Annotated in this window: 23 protein-coding genes and 1 riboswitch; of the genes, 21 read left to right on the top strand and 2 right to left on the bottom strand. The window is 71.9% G+C overall.

Annotated features, from left to right (window positions below):
• Positions 1-7: 7 nt before the first annotated feature.
• The 14 genes from coaBC to ACK99Q_RS13120 all read left to right on the top strand — a co-directional run bounded on the left by coaBC (position 8) and on the right by ACK99Q_RS13120 (position 12,929).
• Complete coding sequence (gene coaBC / locus ACK99Q_RS13185; RefSeq protein WP_410186575.1) at positions 8-1,210, top strand: bifunctional phosphopantothenoylcysteine decarboxylase/phosphopantothenate--cysteine ligase CoaBC; 1,203 nt, start codon at positions 8-10, stop codon at positions 1,208-1,210.
• A 78-nt stretch (positions 1,211-1,288) separates the two neighbouring features.
• Positions 1,289-2,476, top strand: coding sequence for a methionine adenosyltransferase (gene metK / locus ACK99Q_RS13180; protein WP_410186574.1), 1,188 nt, complete (start codon positions 1,289-1,291; stop codon positions 2,474-2,476).
• Between the two features lie 32 nt (positions 2,477-2,508).
• Positions 2,509-4,404 carry a primosome assembly protein PriA gene (locus tag ACK99Q_RS13175; RefSeq protein WP_410186573.1) on the top strand — a complete coding sequence of 632 codons (1,896 nt, stop codon included), beginning with the start codon at positions 2,509-2,511 and terminating at the stop codon, positions 4,402-4,404.
• 31 nt (positions 4,405-4,435) lie between these two features.
• Positions 4,436-5,359, top strand: a complete 924-nt coding sequence (fmt, locus tag ACK99Q_RS13170) for a methionyl-tRNA formyltransferase (RefSeq protein ID WP_410186572.1) — start codon at positions 4,436-4,438, stop codon at positions 5,357-5,359.
• Positions 5,356-6,624: an RsmB/NOP family class I SAM-dependent RNA methyltransferase gene (locus ACK99Q_RS13165; protein ID WP_410186571.1), complete on the top strand. Its 1,269-nt coding sequence runs from the start codon at positions 5,356-5,358 to the stop codon at positions 6,622-6,624. Before fmt ends, ACK99Q_RS13165 begins: the two co-directional genes overlap by 4 nt.
• Positions 6,625-6,641: 17 nt before the next feature.
• The gene (gene rpe / locus ACK99Q_RS13160) at positions 6,642-7,298 is read left to right on the top strand and encodes a ribulose-phosphate 3-epimerase (protein ID WP_410186570.1); all 657 of its coding nucleotides are present in this window, start codon (positions 6,642-6,644) and stop codon (positions 7,296-7,298) included.
• 32 nt (positions 7,299-7,330) lie between these two features.
• Positions 7,331-7,464, top strand: a riboswitch (FMN riboswitch).
• 63 nt (positions 7,465-7,527) lie between these two features.
• Positions 7,528-8,562: a bifunctional diaminohydroxyphosphoribosylaminopyrimidine deaminase/5-amino-6-(5-phosphoribosylamino)uracil reductase RibD gene (gene ribD, locus ACK99Q_RS13155; RefSeq protein WP_410186569.1), complete on the top strand. Its 1,035-nt coding sequence runs from the start codon at positions 7,528-7,530 to the stop codon at positions 8,560-8,562.
• Positions 8,562-9,161, top strand: coding sequence for a riboflavin synthase (locus tag ACK99Q_RS13150; protein ID WP_410186568.1), 600 nt, complete (start codon positions 8,562-8,564; stop codon positions 9,159-9,161). The genes ribD and ACK99Q_RS13150 overlap by 1 nt, the downstream gene beginning before the upstream one ends.
• A complete protein-coding gene (locus ACK99Q_RS13145; protein ID WP_410186567.1) occupies positions 9,158-10,399 on the top strand; it encodes a bifunctional 3,4-dihydroxy-2-butanone-4-phosphate synthase/GTP cyclohydrolase II in 1,242 nt (413 codons plus the stop codon). Before ACK99Q_RS13150 ends, ACK99Q_RS13145 begins: the two co-directional genes overlap by 4 nt.
• Position 10,400: 1 nt before the next feature.
• On the top strand, positions 10,401-10,880 hold the full coding sequence (gene ribH / locus ACK99Q_RS13140) for a 6,7-dimethyl-8-ribityllumazine synthase (RefSeq protein WP_410186566.1): 480 nt from the start codon (positions 10,401-10,403) through the stop codon (positions 10,878-10,880).
• 10 nt (positions 10,881-10,890) lie between these two features.
• The gene (locus tag ACK99Q_RS13135) at positions 10,891-11,154 is read left to right on the top strand and encodes a phosphoribosyl-ATP diphosphatase (RefSeq protein WP_078701480.1); all 264 of its coding nucleotides are present in this window, start codon (positions 10,891-10,893) and stop codon (positions 11,152-11,154) included.
• A 10-nt stretch (positions 11,155-11,164) separates the two neighbouring features.
• Positions 11,165-12,010, top strand: a complete 846-nt coding sequence (hisG, locus tag ACK99Q_RS13130; RefSeq protein ID WP_410186565.1) for an ATP phosphoribosyltransferase — start codon at positions 11,165-11,167, stop codon at positions 12,008-12,010.
• A gap of 2 nt (positions 12,011-12,012) precedes the next feature.
• Positions 12,013-12,432: a PH domain-containing protein gene (locus ACK99Q_RS13125; RefSeq protein WP_410186564.1), complete on the top strand. Its 420-nt coding sequence runs from the start codon at positions 12,013-12,015 to the stop codon at positions 12,430-12,432.
• Positions 12,429-12,929 carry an SseB family protein gene (locus tag ACK99Q_RS13120; protein ID WP_410186563.1) on the top strand — a complete coding sequence of 167 codons (501 nt, stop codon included), beginning with the start codon at positions 12,429-12,431 and terminating at the stop codon, positions 12,927-12,929. Before ACK99Q_RS13125 ends, ACK99Q_RS13120 begins: the two co-directional genes overlap by 4 nt.
• Here ACK99Q_RS13120 and ACK99Q_RS13115 read toward each other — a convergent pair.
• Both ACK99Q_RS13115 and ACK99Q_RS13110 read right to left on the bottom strand, forming a co-directional pair.
• Positions 12,912-13,901 (bottom strand): GNAT family N-acetyltransferase, encoded by a 990-nt coding sequence (locus ACK99Q_RS13115; RefSeq protein ID WP_410186562.1) that lies wholly within the window; start codon positions 13,899-13,901, stop codon positions 12,912-12,914. The genes ACK99Q_RS13120 and ACK99Q_RS13115 overlap by 18 nt on opposite strands.
• 70 nt (positions 13,902-13,971) lie before the next feature.
• Complete coding sequence (locus tag ACK99Q_RS13110; protein WP_410186561.1) at positions 13,972-14,565, bottom strand: AIM24 family protein; 594 nt, start codon at positions 14,563-14,565, stop codon at positions 13,972-13,974.
• A 218-nt stretch (positions 14,566-14,783) separates the two neighbouring features.
• Here ACK99Q_RS13110 and infC point away from each other — a divergent pair, with 218 nt between their 5' ends.
• Genes infC through pheT form a run of 7 tightly spaced genes read left to right on the top strand, consistent with a single transcriptional unit; the run spans position 14,784 to position 21,610 of the window.
• Complete coding sequence (gene infC / locus ACK99Q_RS13105) at positions 14,784-15,488, top strand: translation initiation factor IF-3 (RefSeq protein ID WP_410186992.1); 705 nt, start codon at positions 14,784-14,786, stop codon at positions 15,486-15,488.
• A gap of 2 nt (positions 15,489-15,490) precedes the next feature.
• Complete coding sequence (rpmI, locus tag ACK99Q_RS13100; protein WP_179424488.1) at positions 15,491-15,685, top strand: 50S ribosomal protein L35; 195 nt, start codon at positions 15,491-15,493, stop codon at positions 15,683-15,685.
• Positions 15,686-15,724: 39 nt separating this feature from the next.
• Positions 15,725-16,117 carry a 50S ribosomal protein L20 gene (rplT, locus tag ACK99Q_RS13095; protein ID WP_179424487.1) on the top strand — a complete coding sequence of 131 codons (393 nt, stop codon included), beginning with the start codon at positions 15,725-15,727 and terminating at the stop codon, positions 16,115-16,117.
• A gap of 20 nt (positions 16,118-16,137) precedes the next feature.
• Complete coding sequence (locus tag ACK99Q_RS13090) at positions 16,138-16,926, top strand: TrmH family RNA methyltransferase (RefSeq protein ID WP_410186560.1); 789 nt, start codon at positions 16,138-16,140, stop codon at positions 16,924-16,926.
• A 9-nt stretch (positions 16,927-16,935) separates the two neighbouring features.
• A complete protein-coding gene (locus ACK99Q_RS13085) occupies positions 16,936-17,973 on the top strand; it encodes an ATP-binding protein (RefSeq protein ID WP_410186559.1) in 1,038 nt (345 codons plus the stop codon).
• Between the two features lie 21 nt (positions 17,974-17,994).
• Positions 17,995-19,098 (top strand): phenylalanine--tRNA ligase subunit alpha, encoded by a 1,104-nt coding sequence (gene pheS / locus ACK99Q_RS13080; RefSeq protein ID WP_410186558.1) that lies wholly within the window; start codon positions 17,995-17,997, stop codon positions 19,096-19,098.
• Position 19,099: 1 nt separating this feature from the next.
• On the top strand, positions 19,100-21,610 hold the full coding sequence (gene pheT, locus ACK99Q_RS13075; RefSeq protein WP_410186557.1) for a phenylalanine--tRNA ligase subunit beta: 2,511 nt from the start codon (positions 19,100-19,102) through the stop codon (positions 21,608-21,610).
• Positions 21,611-21,638 lie beyond the last annotated feature (28 nt).

Here is a 21,638-nt window from a genome sequence, read left to right as displayed (position 1 = left end):
TCTCCCGATGAGCCGGATCGTCCTCGGGGTCACCGGCGGCGTCGCCGCCTACAAGGCGGCGCTGCTGCTGCGACTCTTCACCGAGGCGGGGCACGACGTCCGCGTCGTGCCCACCGAGTCGGCGCTGGAGTTCGTCGGGCCGCCCACGTGGGAGGCGCTCTCCGGGAACCCCGTGCAGACGGGCGTCTTCGAGAACGTCCCCGAGGTGCCCCACGTGAAGCTCGGCCAGACGGCCGACCTCGTGGTGGTCGTCCCGGCCACGGCCAACACGCTGGCGCGTGCGGCGCACGGCCTGGCCGACGACCTGCTCACGAACACACTGCTCACCGCTCGCTGTCCGGTGGTCATGGCGCCGGCCATGCACACCGAGATGTGGGAGCACCCCGCCACGGTCGCCAACGTCGCCACCCTGCGTGAGCGCGGCGTCCTGGTGATCGAGCCCGACTCGGGCCGTCTCACCGGCGCCGACACCGGCCCGGGCCGACTGCCCGAGCCCGAGGCGATCCACGCGATCTGCCAGCAGGTGCTCCAGGGCCGGCCGCACGACCTCACCGGCCAGCACGTGGTGATCTCGGCCGGCGGTACCCGCGAGTTCCTCGATCCCGTCCGGTTCCTGGGCAACCGCTCGTCCGGCCGCCAGGGCATCGCGCTCGCCGAGGCGGCGCTCGCCCGCGGCGCCTCCGTCACGCTGGTCGCGGCCAACGTCTCGGTCCCCGTGCCCGCGGGCGTCGACGTGGTCCGGGTCGTCACCACCGCCGAGCTCCGCGAGGCCGTGCTCAAGGCCGCCGAGTCCGCCGACGCGGTCGTCATGGCCGCCGCCCCGGCCGACTTCCGGCCCACCGCCTTCGCCGACGCCAAGATCAAGAAGCAGGCCGACGGGGTCGCCCCCACCATCGAGCTCACCGAGAACCCCGACATCCTCGTCGAGCTCGTGCGCACCCGTTCCGGCCGCTCGCCGGTGATCGTCGGATTCGCGGCCGAGACCGGCGACGCCAACGGGTCGGTCCTCGACCACGCCCGCGCCAAGATGGCGCGCAAGGGCTGCGACCTGCTGGTCGTCAACGACGTCGGATCCGAGCGCACGTTCGGCCAGCCCGACAACGAGGTCACGATCCTCACGGCAGAGGGTGCCGAGCATCCCGTGCCCCGCGCCGCGAAGGCCGAGATCGCCCACGCGATCTGGGACGCGGTCGTCCAACGCGTGGAATGAGCGGGCCCCTTCACCACCTGCCCACTACAGTCGTCACGACGTCCAGCACGTCGTAGCCCATCAGCCAGAGAGGTAACCGTGAGCCGTCTTTTCACCTCGGAGTCCGTGACCGAGGGTCACCCGGACAAGATCGCCGACCAGATCAGCGACAGCATCCTCGACGCCCTCCTCGCGCAGGACCCGAAGAGCCGCGTCGCCGCGGAGACCTTCGTGACCACGGGCCTCGTGCTCGTCGGCGGCGAGGTCACCACCGAGGCGTACGCCGACATCGCGCGCATCGCGCGTGACCGGGTGCTCGAGATCGGCTACGACTCCTCCACGAAGGGCTTCGACGGCGAGTCCTGCGCGGTGCAGGTCACCCTCGACGCGCAGTCGCCCGACATCGCGCAGGGCGTCGACAAGGCCGAGGAGGCCCGTGTCGGCGGCGCCACCGACCCGCTCGATCTCCAGGGTGCCGGCGACCAGGGCCTCATGTTCGGCTTCGCCTGCGACGAGACCCCCGAGCTGATGCCGCTGCCGATCACGATCGCGCACCGCCTCTCCGAGCAGCTCACGAAGGTCCGCAAGGACGGCACGCTCCCGTACCTGCGTCCCGACGGCAAGACCCAGGTCACCATCGAGTACGACGATGACGACAAGCCGGTCCGCGTCGAGGCGATCGTCATCTCCACGCAGCACGAGGAGGGCGTCGACCTCGAGCACCAGCTCCCGTCCGACCTGAAGAAGCACGTCATCGACGAGGTGCTGAGCCAGTACGACATCGACGCGTCGAGCTACAAGTCGCACATCAACCCCACGGGCAAGTTCGTCATCGGCGGCCCCATGGGCGATGCGGGCCTGACCGGCCGCAAGATCATCGTCGACACCTACGGCGGCTACGCCCGTCACGGCGGCGGCGCCTTCAGCGGCAAGGACCCGAGCAAGGTCGACCGCTCGGCCGCCTACGCGATGCGCTGGGTCGCCAAGAACATCGTCGCCTCGGGCCTGGCCACCAAGGCCGAGGTCCAGGTCGCCTACGCGATCGGCGTGGCCCACCCGGTCGGCTTCTACGTCGACACGTTCGGCACCGAGGTCGTCCCGGTCGACACGATCCGTCAGGCGGTCCTCGAGGTCTTCGACCTGCGCCCCGCCGCGATCGTCCGCGACCTCGACCTGCTGCGCCCGATCTACGCCGAGACCGCCGCGTACGGCCACTTCGGCCGCCCCGGCCTGCCGTGGGAGAGCACCGACCGCGCCGACGCCCTGCGCGCCGCCGCCGGGGTGTGAGCGATGTCAGCTCCGGCTGGTAGAACAGCCGAGTGAGTGAAGCACAGCGGCGTGTCGCGAGGATCCTCGTCGACACGCCGCTGTCGCATCTCGACCGGCCGTTCGACTACGCCGTTCCCGACGAGCTGGCCGACGGCGTCGTCCCCGGGTGCCGGGTCAAGGTCCGCTTCGCGGGGCGCCTGGTCGACGGCTTCGTCCTCGAGCTGGCGGACGGCTCCGAGCACGAGGGGAAGCTGGCCGAGGTCGCCAAGCTCGTCTCGTCCGAGCCGGTCCTCGCGCCCGAGACGGCTCACCTGGCCCGTGCGCTGGCCGACCGGTACGCCGGCTCGGTCGCCGATGTCCTGAGGCTCGCGATCCCGCCGCGGCACGCCCGCGCCGAGGCGCACCCCGCCGCCGAGCCCGCGCCCACACCGCCCGACATCGGCAGCGCCTCGTGGCACGCCTACGTGCACGGTGCGGGCTTCGTCGAGGCCCTCGCGCGGGGCGAATCCCCACGGGCGGTGCTCAACGCGCTGCCGCGCCACGAGCCCGAGCGCGCCGTCGCCGAGGCCGTCTCCGCCGTCGTCCGATCGGGGCGCGGAGCGGTGGTGTGCGTCCCCGACGTCCGTGACGCCGCCCGCTGGCACGACGTCTTCGCCGAGGCGCTCGGACCGGACGCCCATGTCGTGCTCACCGCGGCCGACAAGCCGGCCGCGCGCTACCGCAGCTTCCTGCGCGTCACGCGGGGCGAGGTGCGCGTCGTGCTCGGCACCCGGGGCGCCGCCTACGCGCCGGTGAAGGACCTTGGCCTCGTCGTGATCTGGGACGACGGCGACGACCTGCACGCCGAGCCGCGCGCGCCCTACCCGCACACCCGCGAGGTGCTGCTCACCCGGGCGATCGAGGCGGGCGCCGGTGTCCTCATCGCCGGGCACGCCCGCACGGCCGAGGCGCAGTCACTCGTCCAGCAGGGCTGGTGCGCCGAGATCGTCGCCGACCAGTCCTCGCGGCGTCGCGAGTGGCCGCTCGTCGAGGTCACCGACGGCACCGAGCACGGCGCGGCCGCGGCGCGCCTGCCCGCCGCCGTGTTCCAGGCCGTCCGCAACGCCGAGGGCCCGGTGCTGGTCCAGGTGCCCCGGCGCGGCTACCGCACGTCGCTGGCGTGCCAGGACTGCCGCACCCCGGCCACGTGCGCGCAGTGCCACGGCCCGCTCCTGCAGCACCGCGCCGACGCACCGCTGGTGTGCCGCTGGTGCGCCACCGAGGTCCCCGCATGGCGCTGCGGCGAGTGCGGCGGCACCCGCCTGCGTGCGCCGGTGGTCGGCCAGCTGCGCACCGCCGAGGAGTTCGGCGCCGCCTTCCCCGACCGCACCGTGCTGACCTCGGGCGGCAGCGCCGTGCTCGACCACGTCGAGACCGACGGCTCACCGCTCGTCCTCGCCACGCCGGGTGCCGAGCCCACGGTCACCGGCGGCTACGCGGTGGTCGTGCTGCTCGACACGTGGCTCATGCTCGGCCGCGACGACGTCCGCGTCGTCGAGGAGTCGCACCGCCGCTGGTTCAACGCCCTCGCCCTGGCGGCGTTCGGCGCACGCGCCGTCGCCGTGGGCGACTCCACGGTCCTCCAGGCGCTCGTGCGCGCCGATCCGGTCACGGTCGCGGCGCGCGAGCTCGCCGACCGGGCCGAGACCCACCTGCCGCCCGTCGGCCGGCTCGCCACCGTCGACGGTCCCGAGGACGTCATCGGGATCCTCGCGAAGCGCGCCTGGCCCGCGTTCGTCGACGTGCTCGGTCCCGTGCCGGTCGAGCCCGGTCGCGAGCGGCTGATCCTGCGCGTGCCCCGCCGCGAGGGACTCGCCCTGGCCACGGTGCTCAAGCAGCTCGCCTCCGAGCGCAGCGCGGCCAAGGAGCCGCCCGTGCGGATCCAGATCGACCCCGTCGCCTTCTGAGCACTCCCGACCGACGACCTAGACTCGCCGGGTGAGAATCGTCTTCGCCGGAACCCCGGCCACCGCCGTGCCGACGCTCGAGGCGCTCGTCGCCAGCCGCCACGAGGTGGCGGCGGTGATCACGCGTCCGGACGCCCGCGTCGGCCGTGGCCGCTCGCTGCAGCCGTCGCCCGTCGCGGTGGCCGCCGAGGCGCACGGCATCGACGTCCTCAAGCCCACCTCGACCTCCGATCCGGAGTTCCTCGAGGCGCTCGCCGCCACGCAGGCGCGGCTGGGCGTGATCGTCGCGTACGGCGCCCTGCTGCGCCGCGACGTGCTGGACGCGCTCGAGCTCGGCTGGATCAACCTGCACTACTCGGTGCTGCCGGCGTGGCGCGGTGCCGCACCCGTCCAGCGCTCGATCATGGCGGGCGACGAGATCACCGGCGCCACCGTCTTCAGCCTCGTCGAGGCGCTCGACGCCGGTCCCGTGCTCGGCACGATCACCGAGCGCATCCGCGAGGACGACACCACCGGGACCCTGCTCGACCGCCTCTCCGACCAGGGCGCCGTGCTGACCGTCGACGTGGTCGACCACATCGAGGACGGCGACATCGGCGCCGTGCGCCAGCCCGAGGACAACGTCTCGTACGCCCACAAGCTGACCACCGAGGACGCCCGCATCGACTGGAAGCGCCCCGCCTTCGCCGTCGACCGGCACATCCGCGGCTGCACGCCCGCGCCCGGCGCCTGGACCGAGGTCGACGGCGCCCGCCTCAAGGTCGGCCCGCTGACGATCAGCGAGGAGTCCACGCTGGAGCCCGGCGTCGCCGCGATCGGCAAGCGCGAGGTCCGGGTGGGCACGACCACGACCGACGTCGTCCTGGGCGAGGTGCAGCCGCACGGCAAGAAGGCGATGGCCGCCGCCGACTGGGGCCGGGGCCTCGGCGGGACCACCGAGGTGGTCCTCGGATGAGCACCATCACCGATCCCCGCGAGGTGGCCTTCGAGGTCATGTCGGCCGTCCGCACGCGTGAGGTCTACGTCAACCTGCTGCTGCCGACCTTGCTGAAGGACCTCTCCGACCGGGACGCCGCGCTGGCGACCGAGCTGACGAGCAACACGATCCGCCACCAGGGCACGTACGACGCGATCATCGACGCGGTCGCGACCGGCACGGTCCATCCCGCGGTCCGTGACGCCCTGCGGCTCGGTGTGCACCAGCTGCTGGCGATGCGGGTGCCTCCGCACGCCGCGGTCGACACCACCGTCAACCTCGTCCGCCGGCGGATCGGGCACCGGCCCGTCGGGTTCACCAACGCGGTGCTGCGCAAGATCGGTCAGAAGGACCTCGACACCTGGATCGCCGAGCTGACCGCCGGTCTCGACCGGCACTCCGCGCTGGCCATCCGGTACTCGCACCCGAAGTGGGTCGTCGCGGCGCTCGAGGACGCGGTGGGCCCCGACCAGCTGGAGGAGCTGCTCGCGGCCGACAACGTGCCGCCGCACGTCACGCTGGCCGCCCGTCCCGGCCTGATCGATCCGAGGTCCCTGCCCGGAGAGAGCGGCCGGCTCAGCCCCTACGCCCGCATCATGACCGCCGGCGGCGACCCGGGCTTCGTGCCCGCGGTGCGCGACGGCCGGGCAGGCGTCCAGGACGAGGGCTCCCAGATGGTCGCGATCACCACGGCCCAGGCGCCGGTCGAGGGCTACGACACGCACTGGCTCGACCTCGCGGCCGGCCCCGGTGGCAAGGCGGCGCTGCTCGGCGCGCTGGCGGCCGAGCGCGGTGCGAGCCTCGTCGCCAACGAGGTGCAGCCGCACCGCGCCGAGCTCGTCCGCCAGTCCGTGCGCGCCCTGAGCAACGTCCAGGTCGTCGTCCACGACGGCCGCGAGGGCCCGTGGGAGGAGGAGTCCTTCGACCGCGTGCTGCTCGACGCCCCCTGCACCGGGCTCGGGGCGCTCCGCCGCCGCCCGGAGGCCCGCTGGCGCCGCTGCCCCGAGGACGTGCCGGACCTGGTCGAGCTCCAGCGCCAGCTGCTGACGCGCGCCCTCGATCTCGTGCGGCCCGGGGGAGTGGTGGGCTACGCGACGTGCTCGCCGCTGCCCGCCGAGACCCGCGAGGTCGTCGAGGCCGTCACCGCCGAGCGCTCCGACGTCACCGTCGAGGCCGAGCACCACTGGTGGCCGCACACCGACGGCACCGACGCCATGTACCTCGCCCTGCTGCGCCGATCCTGACCGATACGCTCGGCCCCATGCGCATCACGCCGAGCCTGCTCAACGCCGACTTCGCGAACCTGGCGGGGGAGGCGGCCCGGATCCCCACGGCCGACTTCCTGCACATGGACGTCATGGACAACCACTTCGTGCCGAACCTGACACTCGGCGCCCCGGTGATCGAGGCGCTGGCGAAGGCCGCGCCGCAGCCGATCGACGCGCACCTGATGATCGAGGACCCCGACCGATGGGCGCCGCAGTTCGTCGAGGCGGGCGCCTCCAGCGTCACGTTCCACGTCGAGGCCGCGAAGGCCCCGGTGCGGCTGGCTCGCGAGCTGCGCGCGCAGGGCGCCCGTGCCTCGATGGCGCTCAAGCCCGCGACGCCCATCGAGCCCTACGAGGACCTGCTGCCCGAGCTCGACATGGTGCTGATCATGACCGTGGAGCCGGGCTTCGGTGGCCAGAGGTTCCTCGACCTGTGCCTGCCGAAGATCCGCCGCACCCGCGCCCTGCTCGACAAGGTCGGCGGCGACATCTGGCTGCAGGTCGACGGCGGGGTCTCGCTCGAGACGATCGAGCGCTGCGCCGAGGCCGGCGCGGACACCTTCGTGGCGGGCTCGGCCGTCTACAGCGCCGATGATCCGGGCGCCATGGTCGAGCGTCTCCGTGAGACGGCCGTCGGCGCCTGTCACTGAGCCGCTAGACTCTCCCCGTACGAGCAATTCGCTCGCGTGCTCCGGGGTCGGTGCAAGTCCGAACCGGCGGTGACAGTCCGCGACCCGAGGTCCTCTCGCAGGGCCGAGGTTGAACCGGTGGAATTCCGGTACCGACGGTGAAAGTCCGGATGGAAGGCGCACGCTGCTCGGCCGCCCCGTGCGTCCGAGCCGTCCCCGGTGTGTCGTGAGCCCGACCGCAGGGAGACCGGTGGCCAGTCAGACCGAGACCGACGCGATGCGTCGCGCGATCGACGCCGCCCGCACCGTGGGCCGCACCCTCCCCAACCCGCAGGTGGGCTGTGTCCTGCTCGACGCCGACGGCGCCGAGATCGCCACGGGCGTCCACCGCGGCGCGGGCACCCCGCACGCCGAGGTCGACGCGCTCGCGCAGGCGGGCGACCGCGCTCGCGGCGCCACCGCCGTCATCACCCTCGAGCCGTGCGACCACACCGGCCGCACCGGCCCGTGCACGCAGGCGCTCATCGACGCCGGAGTGGCGCGCGTCGTGTTCGGCACCGCCGACCCGGCCGACGGCGCAGGGGGAGCGAAGACGCTCGCCGAGGCGGGCCTCGAGGTCGAGAGCGGCGTCCTCGCCGACGAGACCGACCACCTCGTCCGCTTCTGGGCGCACCGCCACCTGCACGGCCGCCCGTTCGTGACGTGGAAGTACGCGGCGACGCTCGACGGCCTCAGCGCAGCCCCCGACGGCACCAGCAAGTGGATCACCAGCCAGACGGCGCGTCGCGACGTGCAGCGGTTCCGTGCCGAGTGCGACGCGATCATGGCCGGCACCTACTCGGTGCTCTCGGACGACCCGCGCCTCACGGTGCGCGACGAGGACGACAAGCCGCTGCCGTACGACCAGCAGCCGCTGCGCGTCATCGTCGGCGAGTCGAAGATCCCGGCCTACTACCGCGTGTTCGACCGCGTCGCGCCCACGCGCCAGATCGCGTCGCGTGACCCCCACGAGGTCCTCGCCGAGCTCCAGGCCGAGGGCGTCCACCACGTGTGGCTCGAGGGCGGGCCGCGCCTGGCGGGCGCGTTCTGGGGCGAGGGCCTCATCGACCGCGTCATCGGGTACATGGCCCCGGCGATGCTCGGCTCCGGCCGCGCCGCCCTCGAGGGCGAGGCCACCACGCTGGCCGACATCCGCCCCATCGACATCACCGACCTGACGATGGTCGGCCCCGACATCCGCATCATCGGCACCCCCGGCCGGATGCCCAGAGAGGACATGGACTGATGTTCACCGGACTGGTGGAGGAGAAGGGCACCGTCGTGGCCCTCGACGACCTCGGCGACTCCGTGCGGATCACGATCCGCGGCCCGGTCGTCACCTCGGACGCCGGGCACGGCGACTCGATCGCGGTCAACGGCTGCTGCCTGACGGTGATCGATCCGACCGAGGACACGTTCAGCGCGGACGTCATGCGCGAGTCGCTCGTCCGCACGAGCCTGGGTGACCTGGCGCCCGGCGCCGAGGTCAACCTCGAGCGCGCGATGCAGGCCGGCGCCCGCATGGGCGGCCACATCGTGCAGGGACACGTCGACGGCACCGCCACCCTCATCGACCGCACTCCCAGCGAGCACTGGGAGGTCGTGCGTTTCAGTCTGCCGGCCGAGCTGGCCCGCTACGTCGTCGACAAGGGCTCGATCACCGTCGACGGCACGTCGCTCACGGTCGTCGAGGCCGACGACGACTGGTTCAGCGTCTCGCTGATCCCCACCACCCTCGCCGACACCGTGCTCGGCACCCGCAAGCCCGGCGACCGCGTCAACCTCGAGGTGGACGTCATCGCCAAGTACGTCGAGCGACTGCTCGAGAAGGGAGCTCAGTCATGAGCGAGCAGCACACCGGGGTCCGCCTCGACAGCATCGAGCGGGCGATCGCCGACATCCGCGACGGCAAGGCGATCGTCGTCGTCGACGACGAGGACCGCGAGAACGAGGGCGACATCATCTTCGCCGCGTCGAAGGCGACGCCCGAGCTGATGGCGTTCCTGGTCCGCCACTCCAGCGGCCTCATCTGCGCGCCCGTGGTCGGCGAGATCCTCGACCGCCTGGCGATCCCGCTCATGACGCCCCACAACCGCGACCGCCTCCGCACGGCCTACACGGTCTCGATCGACGCCCGCGACGGCGTCACGACCGGCATCTCGGCGAGCGACCGCGCCCGCACGTGCCGCGTGCTGGCCGACTCGGCCACCGAGCCGTTCGAGCTCGTCCAGCCCGGTCACATCGTGCCGCTGCGCGCGAAGCCGGGCGGCGTGCTGGAGCGCGCCGGCCACACCGAGGCCGCGGTGGACTTCGCCCGTCTGGCCGGGCTGACGCCCGCCGGCGTCATCGGCGAGGTCATGAACGACGACGGCACCCTCAAGCGCGCCCCCGAGCTGCGCGCGTTCGCCGACGAGCACGACCTCGCGCTCGTGTCGATCGCCGACCTGCAGGTGTACCTGCGGCTGCACGAGTCGCAGGTCTCGCGTCTCGCGGACTCCCACCTGCCCACCGAGTTCGGCACGTTCCGCGCGCTCGGCTTCCGCGACCGCATCGACGGCGCCGAGCACATCGCGCTCGTCCACGGCGAGCCCGGCACCGAGGACGTGCTGGTGCGGCTGCACTCCGAGTGCCTGACGGGCGACGTCTTCGGCTCGCGCCGCTGCGACTGCGGCCCCCAGCTGGAGGCCGCCATGGCCCAGGTGGTCGCCGAGGGAGCCGGCATCGTCGTCTACCTGCGCGGCCACGAGGGCCGGGGGATCGGGCTGCTGCACAAGCTGCGCGCGTACGAGCTCCAGGACCAGGGCCAGGACACGGTCGACGCGAACCTCTCGCTCGGCTTCGGCGAGGACGAGCGCGACTACGCCGCCGGTGCCCAGATCCTGCGCGACCTCGGCGTCACGTCGGTGCGGCTGCTGACGAACAACCCCGACAAGTCCACCCAGCTGGAGCAGTACGGCGTCAAGGTCGCCCAGCGGCTCCCCGTGGTCATCGCGCCCACCCCCGACAACCTGCGGTACCTGCAGACCAAGGCCGCCCGCATGGGGCACGACCTGCCCGACCTGCAGCTGGACGAGGAGAACTGACATGGCCGGACACGGAGCACCCGAGCTGAAGGTCGACGGCAGCGGCGCGAAGGTCGCCGTCGTCGCCTCGAGCTGGCACACCGAGGTCATGGACGGCCTCCTCGGCGGCACCGAGCGCGCGCTCAAGGAGGCGGGCGTCACCGACGTCACGGTCCTGCGCGCGCCCGGATCCTTCGAGCTGCCGATCATCGCCCAGGCCTGCGCGAAGGCGGGCTACGACGTGGTGGTGGCGCTCGGCGTCATCATCCGCGGCGGCACGCCCCACTTCGAGTACGTCTCCGCCGCCACCACCGACGGGCTGTCCCGCGTCGCGCTCGACTCGGGCGTTCCCGTCGGGTTCGGACTGCTGACGTGCGACACCGAGCAGCAGGCGCTCGACCGCGCCGGACTGCCCGGCTCGCCCGAGGACAAGGGCCGCGAGGCCGCCGAGGCCGCGCTGTCCGCGTGGGTGACCGTCCGGGGCCTGACGCCCCGCCGATAGGATGACCACGATGAAGACGTTCGATGGCCTGTTCGCGGAACTGTCCGAGAAGGCCGCCTCCCGCCCCGAGGGCTCGCGCACCGTCGCCGAGCTCGACGCGGGCGTGCACGCGATCGGCAAGAAGCTCGTGGAGGAGGCCGCCGAGTCGTGGATGGCCGCCGAGCATGAGGGACCTGCGCGTGCGGCCGAGGAGATCAGCCAGCTGCTGTACCACGCGCAGGTGATGATGATCGCCGCTGGCATCTCGCTCGATGACGTCTACTCCCACCTCTAGGAATCCCCACATGCTCAAGGTCGCCGTCCCCAACAAGGGCGCCCTCGCCGAAGCCGCCGCCGCGATGCTCACCGAAGCCGGGTACCGCCAGCGCCGCCACGCCAAGGACCTCGTCAGCGTCGACACCGACAACGACGTCGAGTTCTTCTACCTCCGTCCCCGCGACATCGCGATCTACGTCGGCGAGGGCACCCTCGACGTCGGCATCACGGGTCGCGACCTGCTGCTCGACTCCGGCGCGAAGGCCGACGAGGTGATGGAGCTCGGCTTCGCCGGGTCCACGTTCCGCTTCGCCGCCCCCGAGGGCCAGATGACCAGCGAGTCCGAGCTGGTCGGCCGCCGGATCGCCACCTCGTACCCCGGCATCGTCCGCTCGCACCTGGAGAAGCTCGGCATCGACGCCCAGGTCGTGCGCCTCGACGGTGCGGTGGAGACCTCGATCCGGCTCGGTGTGGCCGACGCGATCGCCGACGTCGTCGAGACCGGCACCACGCTGCGCCAGGCGGGCCTGGAGGTCTTCGGCGACCCGATCCTCACGTCGGAGGCCCTGCTGGTCTCGCGCTCGGCGTCCGAGCAGCCCGAGGGCTTCGCCGTCTTCCAGCGCCGACTCCAGAGCGTGATCGTCGCCCGCACCTACGTGATGATGGACTACGACATCCGCGTCCAGAACGTCGACGAGGCCGTGCGCCTCACACCCGGCATCGAGTCGCCGACGGTGTCGCCCCTTCATCGAGAGGGGTGGGTCGCGGTCCGGGCGATGGTCCCGCGCGACGCCACCCAGAAGATCATGGACGAGCTGTACGCCCTCGGCGGTCGCGGCATCCTCGTCACGGACATCCTGTCGTGCCGGATCTGACGATGAGCGAGTCCACGCGCCGCACCTTCCGTCCCACCGGGGTCATCCTCGTCATGTGGGCGGCGGCGGTCGTGCTCGCGATCCTGGCGCTCGTGATCGGTCTGCGACTGCCCGAGGACTACAAGTTCACCACCTCCCAGACCGTGACGATCTGGGTGCTGATCGGCTTCGTCGCGCTGTTCGCGCTGTTCTGCACGCTCAGCCGCGTCACCGCCGACGAGCAGGGGCTGACCTTCGTCAACGGCTGGCGCCGCCGGTCACTCGCGTGGGACGAGATCGCCCTCGTGTCGATGCGCCCCGGGGCCCCGTGGCCCACGCTCGAGACCAAGGACGGCCAGCGCCACGCGCTGTTCGCGATCCAGGGCAGCGAGGGCGACCCGGCCCGCGCGGCCGTGAGCTGGCTCGCCGGTCACGTGCGATGAGCCACGGCGACAGCTTCGGCGGAGGTCGCTCGCTGGCCGAGCCGGCCTTCCCCGACGACGACGGCCGTCCCGACCCGTCGCTCGACCTCACGGACGACACCACGGTGCTCGCCACGATCGGGACGGCGCGCGTGTTCGTCCCGGTGGTGGCGGTGCTGGGCGAGCTGGCCACCGACGGCAGCGACAAGAACTCCGACATGGCCGCCGTGCTGATGACGGGCGCCGACGGCCGCACGGCCCTGCTCGCTTTCACGTCGCTGGAGACGATGAGTCGCTGGAACCCCGAGTCGCGCCCCGTCCCCGTCTACGGTCGCGACGCCGCGCGCGCGGCGCTGGCGGACGGCGCCTCGGCGATGCTGCTCGACCTCGGCCAGCCGACGTTCGGCGTCGTCGAGACCGAGGACCTCGAGCACGTCGCCGCCGAGCACGTGCTGGTGCGCACGCCGGCCGGAACCGCGTGGATCGAGGCGGCGGGCGGCTCAGTCGACCAGGGGTGACACCCCCGCCAGCGGCACCGTGACGTGGATGTTCCCGTCGTGCCGCTCGACCCGCGCGACGAAGCCCGCGCGACCCACGGTGCGCAGCAGCGTGTCGTTCGAGGTGGCGGTGACGAAGGTCAGTCGCTCGGCTCCGAGCGCCCGCGCCCGTCCGGCCCCCTGCTTCACGAGCATCGTGCCGACCCCGCGCCCCTGCCACGCGTCCTCGACGAGCAGGTGGAACGTCCAGCGGTGCTCGACCCGCTCGATCAGGCCGTGGCCCACGAGGTCGAGACCCGATTGGACGACGATGGCCACGCCGCTGTCGGGCATGACGAGCCGGCGGGCCATCCGCGTGGTCATCGGCATCCGCAGCGGCACCTGGTAGCGGTGGTAGAGCGTCTCGGCGCTGCAGCGCTGGTGCAGCGCGGCGACCGCGTCGATGTCGGCCAGCGTGGCCGGCCGGACGAGGGGGAGAGGATGGCGCTCGGCTGGCTGGAGCAGCGGCACGTCCATCCCGGCGTCGCTGACCAGCGAGAGCAGCGCCTGCGCGCGTGACCGCTCGGTGGGGGTGAACGGGACGGCGCGGCTGATCCGCAGGCTCGTGCCGTTGCGCCGCTGGAGGTCGAGCACGTCGTGCCCGCGGTAGTCCAGGACGTCCGGGGGAGTCGTGCCGAGCAGATCGCGCAGCACGCTCTCGACGTCACGCCCGGACTCGAGCACCTCGTGCACGCCGCGCAGGTAGCGCGTGGCCTCGTCGTCGAGGGCGTCCGGACCGGTGCGCGTGACCGCCACGCGCCCGCCGCCGGCCTTCTCGAAGACCTCGGCGAGCTGCAAGTCGGTCATGCCCTCGGGCGCGGTGACGACGAACTCGTCCGTCACCGTGGGATCCCCGGGGAACACCTGCATGCTGGCGATGTTCACCTCGGCCTGCCCGCACGCCAGGGCGATCTCGGCCAGGATGCCCGGCCTGTCCTCCAGGGTCGTCCGCACGCGCCACATCATGGATCGAGTGTGCGCGCGCCGGATTACGCCGGGGTTTCGCGCCGATTGACCCGCGGAGTCAGTTGAACAGGTCCCCGAAGAGGCCGCTGCCGCCGGTGGAGCCTCCGGACGAGCCGCTGACACCGCTGTCCCACTCGCTCGGCTGGACGACGACGAAGCCCGGACCGTGGTACCGGTACTGGAACGCCTCTCCGGAGCCGCCTCGCAGCATCGACTTCATGTTCATGGAGTTGACGACCTGGGGCGCCAGCGACGACGACCACGCCACGGCCGCGTTCACGTCGACGTGCGTGGGCTGCTGCGCACAGTCGAGGACGACGGGCTGCCCGACGGCGTGCAGCGCGACCGTGCCGGTGCCCGAGAGCTCCATGTTGAACATGCCGCCCGTCATCATGTTGGCGCCCTTGAGCCGCTTGATGTCCCAGCTCAGCGAGGCGTCGAACGCGAGCAGGTTGTGCCCGCTCACGCTGAGCGCGTCGCCGTCGAGGTGCACGAGGAACACGAAGCCGGCCGTGTCGGCGAAGAAGACCTCGCCCTGGCCGGAGACCCGCATCAGGGGGACGTCGTCACCGCTGACGGCCTTCTTCAGCAGGCGGCTCATCGAGCCGGCGCTCTCGTGGTGGAACGCCACCGCGCCCTGGAACTCGACCATCGTGATCCACGACGCACCGGGTCGAGTTCGTCAGGGAAGATTTCGCCTGCTAGGCTTGTTGATCGAAGTGGAGGTCACTCCCACCTGCCGGGTTCACGGATCCGGGGGTCACCCGCAGTGGGTCGTTCTCGAACGGTCCCACCGCGCGCGGCACCGCATGGTGCGAGTGGTGGCTTTCGCTTCGACGGAGGCCACCTTTTTCGTGTCCTCCAAACCCGATCTCAGGAGGATCCATCAGCACAGATCTGCGCGTCAACGAGCGCATTCGCGTACCGGAGGTCCGTCTCGTCGGACCGAGCGGTGAACAGGTTGGCATCGTCCGCATCGAGGATGCCCTGCGCCTGGCCGCCGAGGCCGATCTCGATCTCGTCGAGGTCGCCCCTCAGGCCCGGCCCCCGGTCTGCCGCCTCATGGACTTCGGAAAGTTCAAGTACGAAGCCGCCCAGAAGGCGCGCGAGTCGCGACGCAACCAGACGAACACGGTCATCAAGGAGATGAAGCTCCGCCCGAAGATCGACCAGCACGACTACGACACCAAGAAGGGTCACGTCGTGCGGTTCCTGAAGGCCGGAGACAAGGTCAAGATCACGATCATGTTCCGTGGCCGCGAGCAGCACCGACCCGAGCTCGGGTTCCGTCTGCTGCAGAAGCTGGCCGCCGACGTCGAGGATCTCGGCTTCATCGAGTCGAACGCCCGCCAGGACGGTCGCAACATGACGATGGTGCTCGGCCCTCACAAGAAGAAGTCCGAGGCGCAGGCCGAGGTCAAGGCCGAGAAGGCCGAGACCACCGCAGCGCGCGAGGCAGAACGTGTCGCCGAGGCCGAGGCCGAGAAGGCGCATCGCGAAGAACACCAGAAGAACGCGACGGCGAAGAAGCCGCGTCGTCGCTCCGAGAACCTCGACCCAGACATGGAGGCATAACCGTGCCGAAGTTCAAGCCCCACTCGGGCATGAAGAAGCGCGTCAAGATCACCGGCAAGGGCAAGCTCCGCCGCGAGCAGACCAACCGCCGCCACCTCTTGGAGGTCAAGTCCTCGACCCGGAAGCGCCGCCTCGCCGGCACGACCGAGGTGTCGAAGGCTGACACCAAGCAGGTCAAGAAGCTGCTCGGTCTCTGAGCGCCCCCGAACTTTACGTAGATTTGAAGGAGTAACACTGTGGCACGCGTCAAGCGTTCGGTGAACGCGCAGAAGAAGCGCCGCGAAGTCCTCGAGCGGGCCTCCGGCTACCGGGGCCAGCGCTCGCGCCTGTACCGCAAGGCCAAGGAGCAGGTCACCCACTCGCTGGTCTACTCGTACAACGACCGCAAGGCCAAGAAGGGCGACTTCCGTCGTCTGTGGATCCAGCGCATCAACGCGGCTGCCCGCGCGCAGGGCATCACGTACAACCGCTTCATCCAGGGCCTGAAGGCCGCCGAGGTCGAGGTCGACCGCAAGATCCTCGCCGATCTCGCCGTCAACGACATCGCGGCGTTCAACGCCCTCGTCGAGGTCGCCAAGGCGAACCTCCCCGAGGACGTCAACGCTCCCAAGGCCGACTCGGCCGTCTGAGCTCCGGCTCAGCAGCACACGTGGCGAGCCCCGGCGATCTGACCGTCCGCTCAGGACGGGTCAAGACCGCTCGGCGGCTCGCCACGCGTGCGTTCCGGGCCAAGACCGGCGAGTTCCTCGCCGAGGGCCCCCAAGCAGTACGCGAGGCTCTGGCCGAGCATGAGGTCGTGATCGAGGTGTTCGCCACCGTCGACGCCACCGAGCGGTACCCCGAGCTGGTCGGGCTGGCCGAGTCCTGGCACGTCGTCACCGACGACGTGGTCGAGGAGATCGCCGACTCGGTCACCCCGCAGGGCCTCGTCGCGCGCTGCCGTTCGATCCTCACCACGCTCGACGACGTCCCCGAGGACGCTCGGCTCGTCGTGGTGTGCGCGCAGATCCGCGACCCCGGCAACCTCGGGGCCGTCATCCGGTGCGCCGATGCCGCCGGGGCAGCGGCCGTCGTCGTCGCCGGCGACAGCGTCGACCCGCTCAACCCCAAGGTGGTGCGCTCCACCGCCGGCTCGCTCTTCCATCTCCCGATCGCGGTGGAGCGCGACGTCGAGGCGACGATCGCCGAGCTCCAGCGACGCGGCTGCCAGGTGCTGGCCGCCGACGGCGCGGGGGACACCGGGCTGTTCGACGACGACCTCGACCTGGCCGCGCCCACCGCGTGGCTGATGGGCAACGAGGCGCACGGCCTGCCCGCGGAGTGGTCCGCGGCGGCCGACCGGGTGGTGCACGTGCCGATCCTGGGCCGGGCCGAGAGCCTGAATCTCGCCACGGCCGCAGCGGTCTGCCTGTACACCTCGGCGCGCGAGCAGGGCTAGGCTCCTGCCGTGCCGTTCGAAGAGTTCCCTGACGGGATCATCGTCGCGGACGCCGACGCCCGGGTCACCCTGGCGAACCGGTGGGTCCGCTACTGGGCCCGTGCCGTCGGCGACGAGATGCTGGGCATGCACCTGCGCGACGCCGTCCCGTTCGACGATCTCGCCGGCAACAGCTGGTTCGACTCGGTCCAGCCCTACGACGGGCTCGCGATCCGCAGCCGGATCAGCGAGTCCTCCTGGTACTCCCCGCGGGGCAGTGAGTACCTCATCACGGCCTCCCTCGTGCGCGAGCGCCCGGCGGGCAAGGTCGTCAAGGTGATCGTCAGCATGCGCAACGCCCGCGTGCGCCTGCAGCGCGACCGCGAGAAGTCCGACATGGTCGCCACGGTGGCGCACGAGCTGCGTTCGCCGCTCACGGGCATCAAGGGGTTCTCCGCCACGCTGCTGAGCCGCTGGGACGCCTTCACCGAGGAGCAGCGCCTCTTCATGCTGCAGACGATCGACGCGGACGCCGACCGGCTGAGCCGCCTCATCACCGAGCTGCTCGACGCCGCCCGCATCGACGCCGGCCGCCTGTCGCTGCGCACCGAGCCCGTGCGGCTCGACGAGCTGGCCGACCGGGTGCTCGGCTCGGTCTTCTCGGCGTCCGAGGTCGCCCCGACGGCCCGCGTCGATGGCGAGGCGCCCGTGGTCTGGGGCGACGCCGACCGCGTCACCCAGGTGCTGACGAACCTCATCGAGAACGCGATCCGGCACGGCGAGGGCCTGCGCGAGGTCGTCGTGGCGGGTGAGAAGCGCGGCGAGCTCGAGGGCGTCGCCGTGCGCATCGTGGACAACGGCCCGGGCATCCCCGAGGAGTCCCGCGTCCGCATCTTCAGCCGCTTCTGGCGGTCGGGTCCCGGTGCCGGCAGCGGCCTGGGCATGTTCATCGTGCGGGGCGTCGTCGACCAGCACGGCGGCTCCATCGTCATCGAGGACGCCGAGGGCGGGGGAGCGTCGATCTGCGTGTGGTTCCCCATCAACGAGCCGGACACCCTGACGTCCTGACGCGCCGATAGACTCGAGGGCGTGTCTGCGCCCAACTCCGACTACGACCCCGTCGAGGTGACGCCTCTGCGCGCCGACGAGGTCGAACGCATGCGTGACGAGGCCCTCGCGGCCATCGCCGCCGCCGATTCCCTCGACGCGCTCAAGCAGGTGCGCATCGACCACACGGGCGACCGCTCGCCGCTCGCGCTGGCGAACCGCGAGATCGGCGCCCTGCCGCCGGCCGCGCGCAAGGACGCCGGCCAGCGCGTGGGCCAGGCCCGCGGCGCCGTGAACCAGGCGCTCGCCGCCCGTACCGCCGAGGTGGAGGCCGTCGAGTTCGAGCGCCGCCTCGCCGCCGAGACCGTCGACGTGACCCTCCCGGTCGACGTCGAGCCCGTCGGCGCGCGCCACCCCATCACCACGATCCAGGAGCACGTCGCCGACATCTTCGTCGCGATGGGCTGGGAGGTCGCCGAGGGCCCCGAGGTCGAGGCCGAGTGGCTCAACTTCGACGCGCTCAACCTCGGTCCCGACCACCCCGCACGCACGATGCAGGACACCTTCTGGCTCGACCCCGAGTCGGCCGCGATGGTGCTGCGCACCCACACGTCGCCGGTGCAGGCGCGCACGATGCTCACGCGCAAGCCGCCGATCTACATCGTCTGCCCCGGTCGCGTCTACCGCACCGACGAGGCCGACGCCACGCACATGCCCGTCTTCCACCAGGTCGAGGGCCTGGCGATCGACAAGGGCCTGTCGATGGCGCACCTCAAGGGCACGCTCGACCACTTCGCGCGCGCCGTCTACGGCACCGAGATCACCACCCGGTTCCGTCCCTCGTACTTCCCGTTCACCGAGCCCAGCGCCGAGGTCGACCTGCTCTGCTACGTGTGCCACAACGATCCGGCCGAGGTCGCCTCGTGCCGCACGTGTGGCGGCGAGGGCTGGGTCGAGTGGGGCGGCTGCGGGGTCGTGAACCCGCGCGTCCTGGTCGCCTGCGGCGTCGATCCCGAGGAGTACTCGGGCTTCGCGTTCGGCATGGGCCTCGACCGCACCGTCACCAGCCGTTACGACATCGCCGACCTGCGCGACCTGTGGGACGGCGACGTCCGCTTCACCGAGCCCTTCGGAGTTGGTCTCTGACATGCGTGTTCCCGTGGAGTGGCTGCGGTCGCTCGTCACCCTTCCCGATGGCGTCACCACCGAGCAGCTGGCCGACCGGCTGACGATGTACGACCTCAAGCTCGAGGAGATCCTCGGCGGCGGTCTGTCCGGTCCGCTGACGGTCGGTCGCGTCCTGGCGATCTCGCCCGAGGAGCAGAAGAACGGCAAGACCATCAACTGGTGCCGCGTCGACGTCGGCGAGCACAACGACCCGTCGGTGCCCGACGCCCCGGGCGAGGACGTGCCCTCGCGCGGCATCGTCTGCGGTGCGCACAACTTCGGCGTGGGCGACCTGGTCGTCGTGTCGCTGCCGGGCACCTACCTGCCCGCGCTCGGCTTCGAGATCGGCTCGCGCAAGACCTATGGTCACGTCTCCGACGGCATGATCTGCTCCACCGCCGAGCTGGGGCTGGCCGAGGACGAGACCACCGCGAAGGGCATCGTCGTGCTTCCGGCTGGCTCGGCCGAGCCCGGCGACGACGCCATCGCCCTGCTGGGACTGGGGGAGCAGACCCTCGATCTCGAGGTGAACCCCGATCGTGCCTACGCGCTGAGCCTGCGCGGTGTGGCCCGCGACGCCGCGCTGGCGTTCGACGTGCCGTTCTCCGATCCGGCCGACCGTGAGGTGCCGTCCGCCGACGCGCCCGCGTACCCGGTCCGGGTCGAGGACCCGGAGGGCTGCCCGGTGTTCACCACGCTCGTCGTCGAGGGCATCGACCCCGCCGCCACCACGCCCGCGTGGATGGCCAAGCGCATCACCGATGCCGGCATGCGCCCGATCTCGCTCACGGTCGATGTCAGCAACTACGTGATGCTTGAGCTGGGCCAGCCCAACCACTGCTACGACCGTGCCAAGATCGACGGCGACATCGTCGTGCGTCGCGCCGCGGCGGGCGAGCGGATCACCACGCTCGACGACGTCGACCGTGCCCTCACCCCGGATGACCTGCTCGTCGCGGACTCCAGCGGCCCCATCGGCATTGCGGGCGTCATGGGTGGCGCCCACACCGAGATCGACGCGACCACCACCGACGTCGTGGTCGAGGCCGCGTACTGGGACCCGGTCACGATCTTCCGCGCCGTCAAGCGCCACAAGCTGCCGTCCGAGGCGGCGAAGCGCTACGAGCGCGGCGTGGATCCGCAGCTGCCCCTCGTGGGTGCCACGCGCGTCGCCGAGCTCCTCGTCGAGCTGGCCGGCGGCACCCTCGCGCCCGGCGCCACGGTCGTCGGCACGCCTCCGGGTCGCGAGCCCGTCTCGTTCCCCGTCGACCTGCCCGCGCGGATCAGCGGACTGCCGATCACGCCCGAGCAGGCGCAGGACACGTACGAGCGGAACGGCTGCACGGTCGTCCGTGAGGCCGACCGCTTCACGGTCACGCCTCCGTCCTGGCGCTTCGACCTCAACGACCCCTACGACTTCGTCGAGGAGGCCCTGCGCACGGCCGGCTACGAGAACGTGCCGTCGGTGCTGCCCACGCCCACGGGCGGTCGCGGGCTCTCGCGCGAGCAGGAGCTGCGCCGCCGCGTCGGCCACGTGCTGGCGGGCGCCGGTCTCGTCGAGGTCACCACGCTGCCGTTCGTCGGCTCCGCCGACCTCGACAAGCTGGGTCTGCCCGCCGACGACTCGCGCCGCGATCTCGTCCGGCTCGCGAACCCGCTGTCCGCCGAGGAGCCCGGGCTCACGCCCACCATCCTGGTCGGTCTGCTGCGCGCCGCGTCGCTGAACATCGGCCGCGGGCACGAGTCGGTCGCGCTCAGCGAGATCGGTCGCGTCTTCCGGCCGAAGCCGGGCAGCCCCGCGGCGCCGATCCTGGGCGTCGACCGTCGTCCCACCGACGAGGAGCTCGCCGCGCTGGATGCCGCGCTGCCCGAACAGCCGCGCCACGCCGGTTTCGTCCTGGTGGGGGAGCGCACCCGCTCCGGCTGGGCCGGTGCCGGTCGCCCCGTCGCCTGGACCGACGCGCTCGCGATCGCACAGCGCGTCGCGGCGAACCTGCACGTCGACCTCACGGTCGAGGCCGCGACGCTCGCCCCGTTCCATCCGGGGCGCTGCGCCAGCCTCAGCATCGACGGCAGGGTCGTCGGCCACGCCGGTGAGCTGCACCCGAAGGTCGCCGAGGCCCACGGCCTGCCCGGACGCGTCGCCGCAGCCGAGCTCGACCTCGACGCACTCATCGCCGCGGCTCCGGCCATCGGCCCGAAGCCCCACTTCTCGGCCTTCCCGGTCGCGAAGGAGGACTTCGCGTTCACAGTCTCGAGCGACCTCACGGCCGGCGAGCTGGAGTCGGCGATCGCCGGTGCCAGTCCGCTGCTGGAGTCGGTGCGCCTGTTCGACGTGTACACCGGCGACCAGGTCGGTGAGGGCCGCAAGTCCCTCGCCTTCAAGGTGCGCCTGCGCGCCGAGGACCGCACGCTCACGGACGCCGACATCAAGGCCGCCCGCGAGCAGATCGTCGCGGCCGCCGCGACACTCGGAGCCGAGCTGCGCTGACGGGAGCATCGGGGCTGTCCGAGTGCTT

The sequence above is a fragment of the Aeromicrobium sp. MLTX1 genome, assembly GCF_046452335.1.
GTDB lineage: Bacteria > Actinomycetota > Actinomycetes > Propionibacteriales > Nocardioidaceae > Aeromicrobium.
The sequence above is the reverse complement of the archived record's forward strand: the minus strand, read 5'-3'. Positions and strand labels throughout refer to the sequence as shown.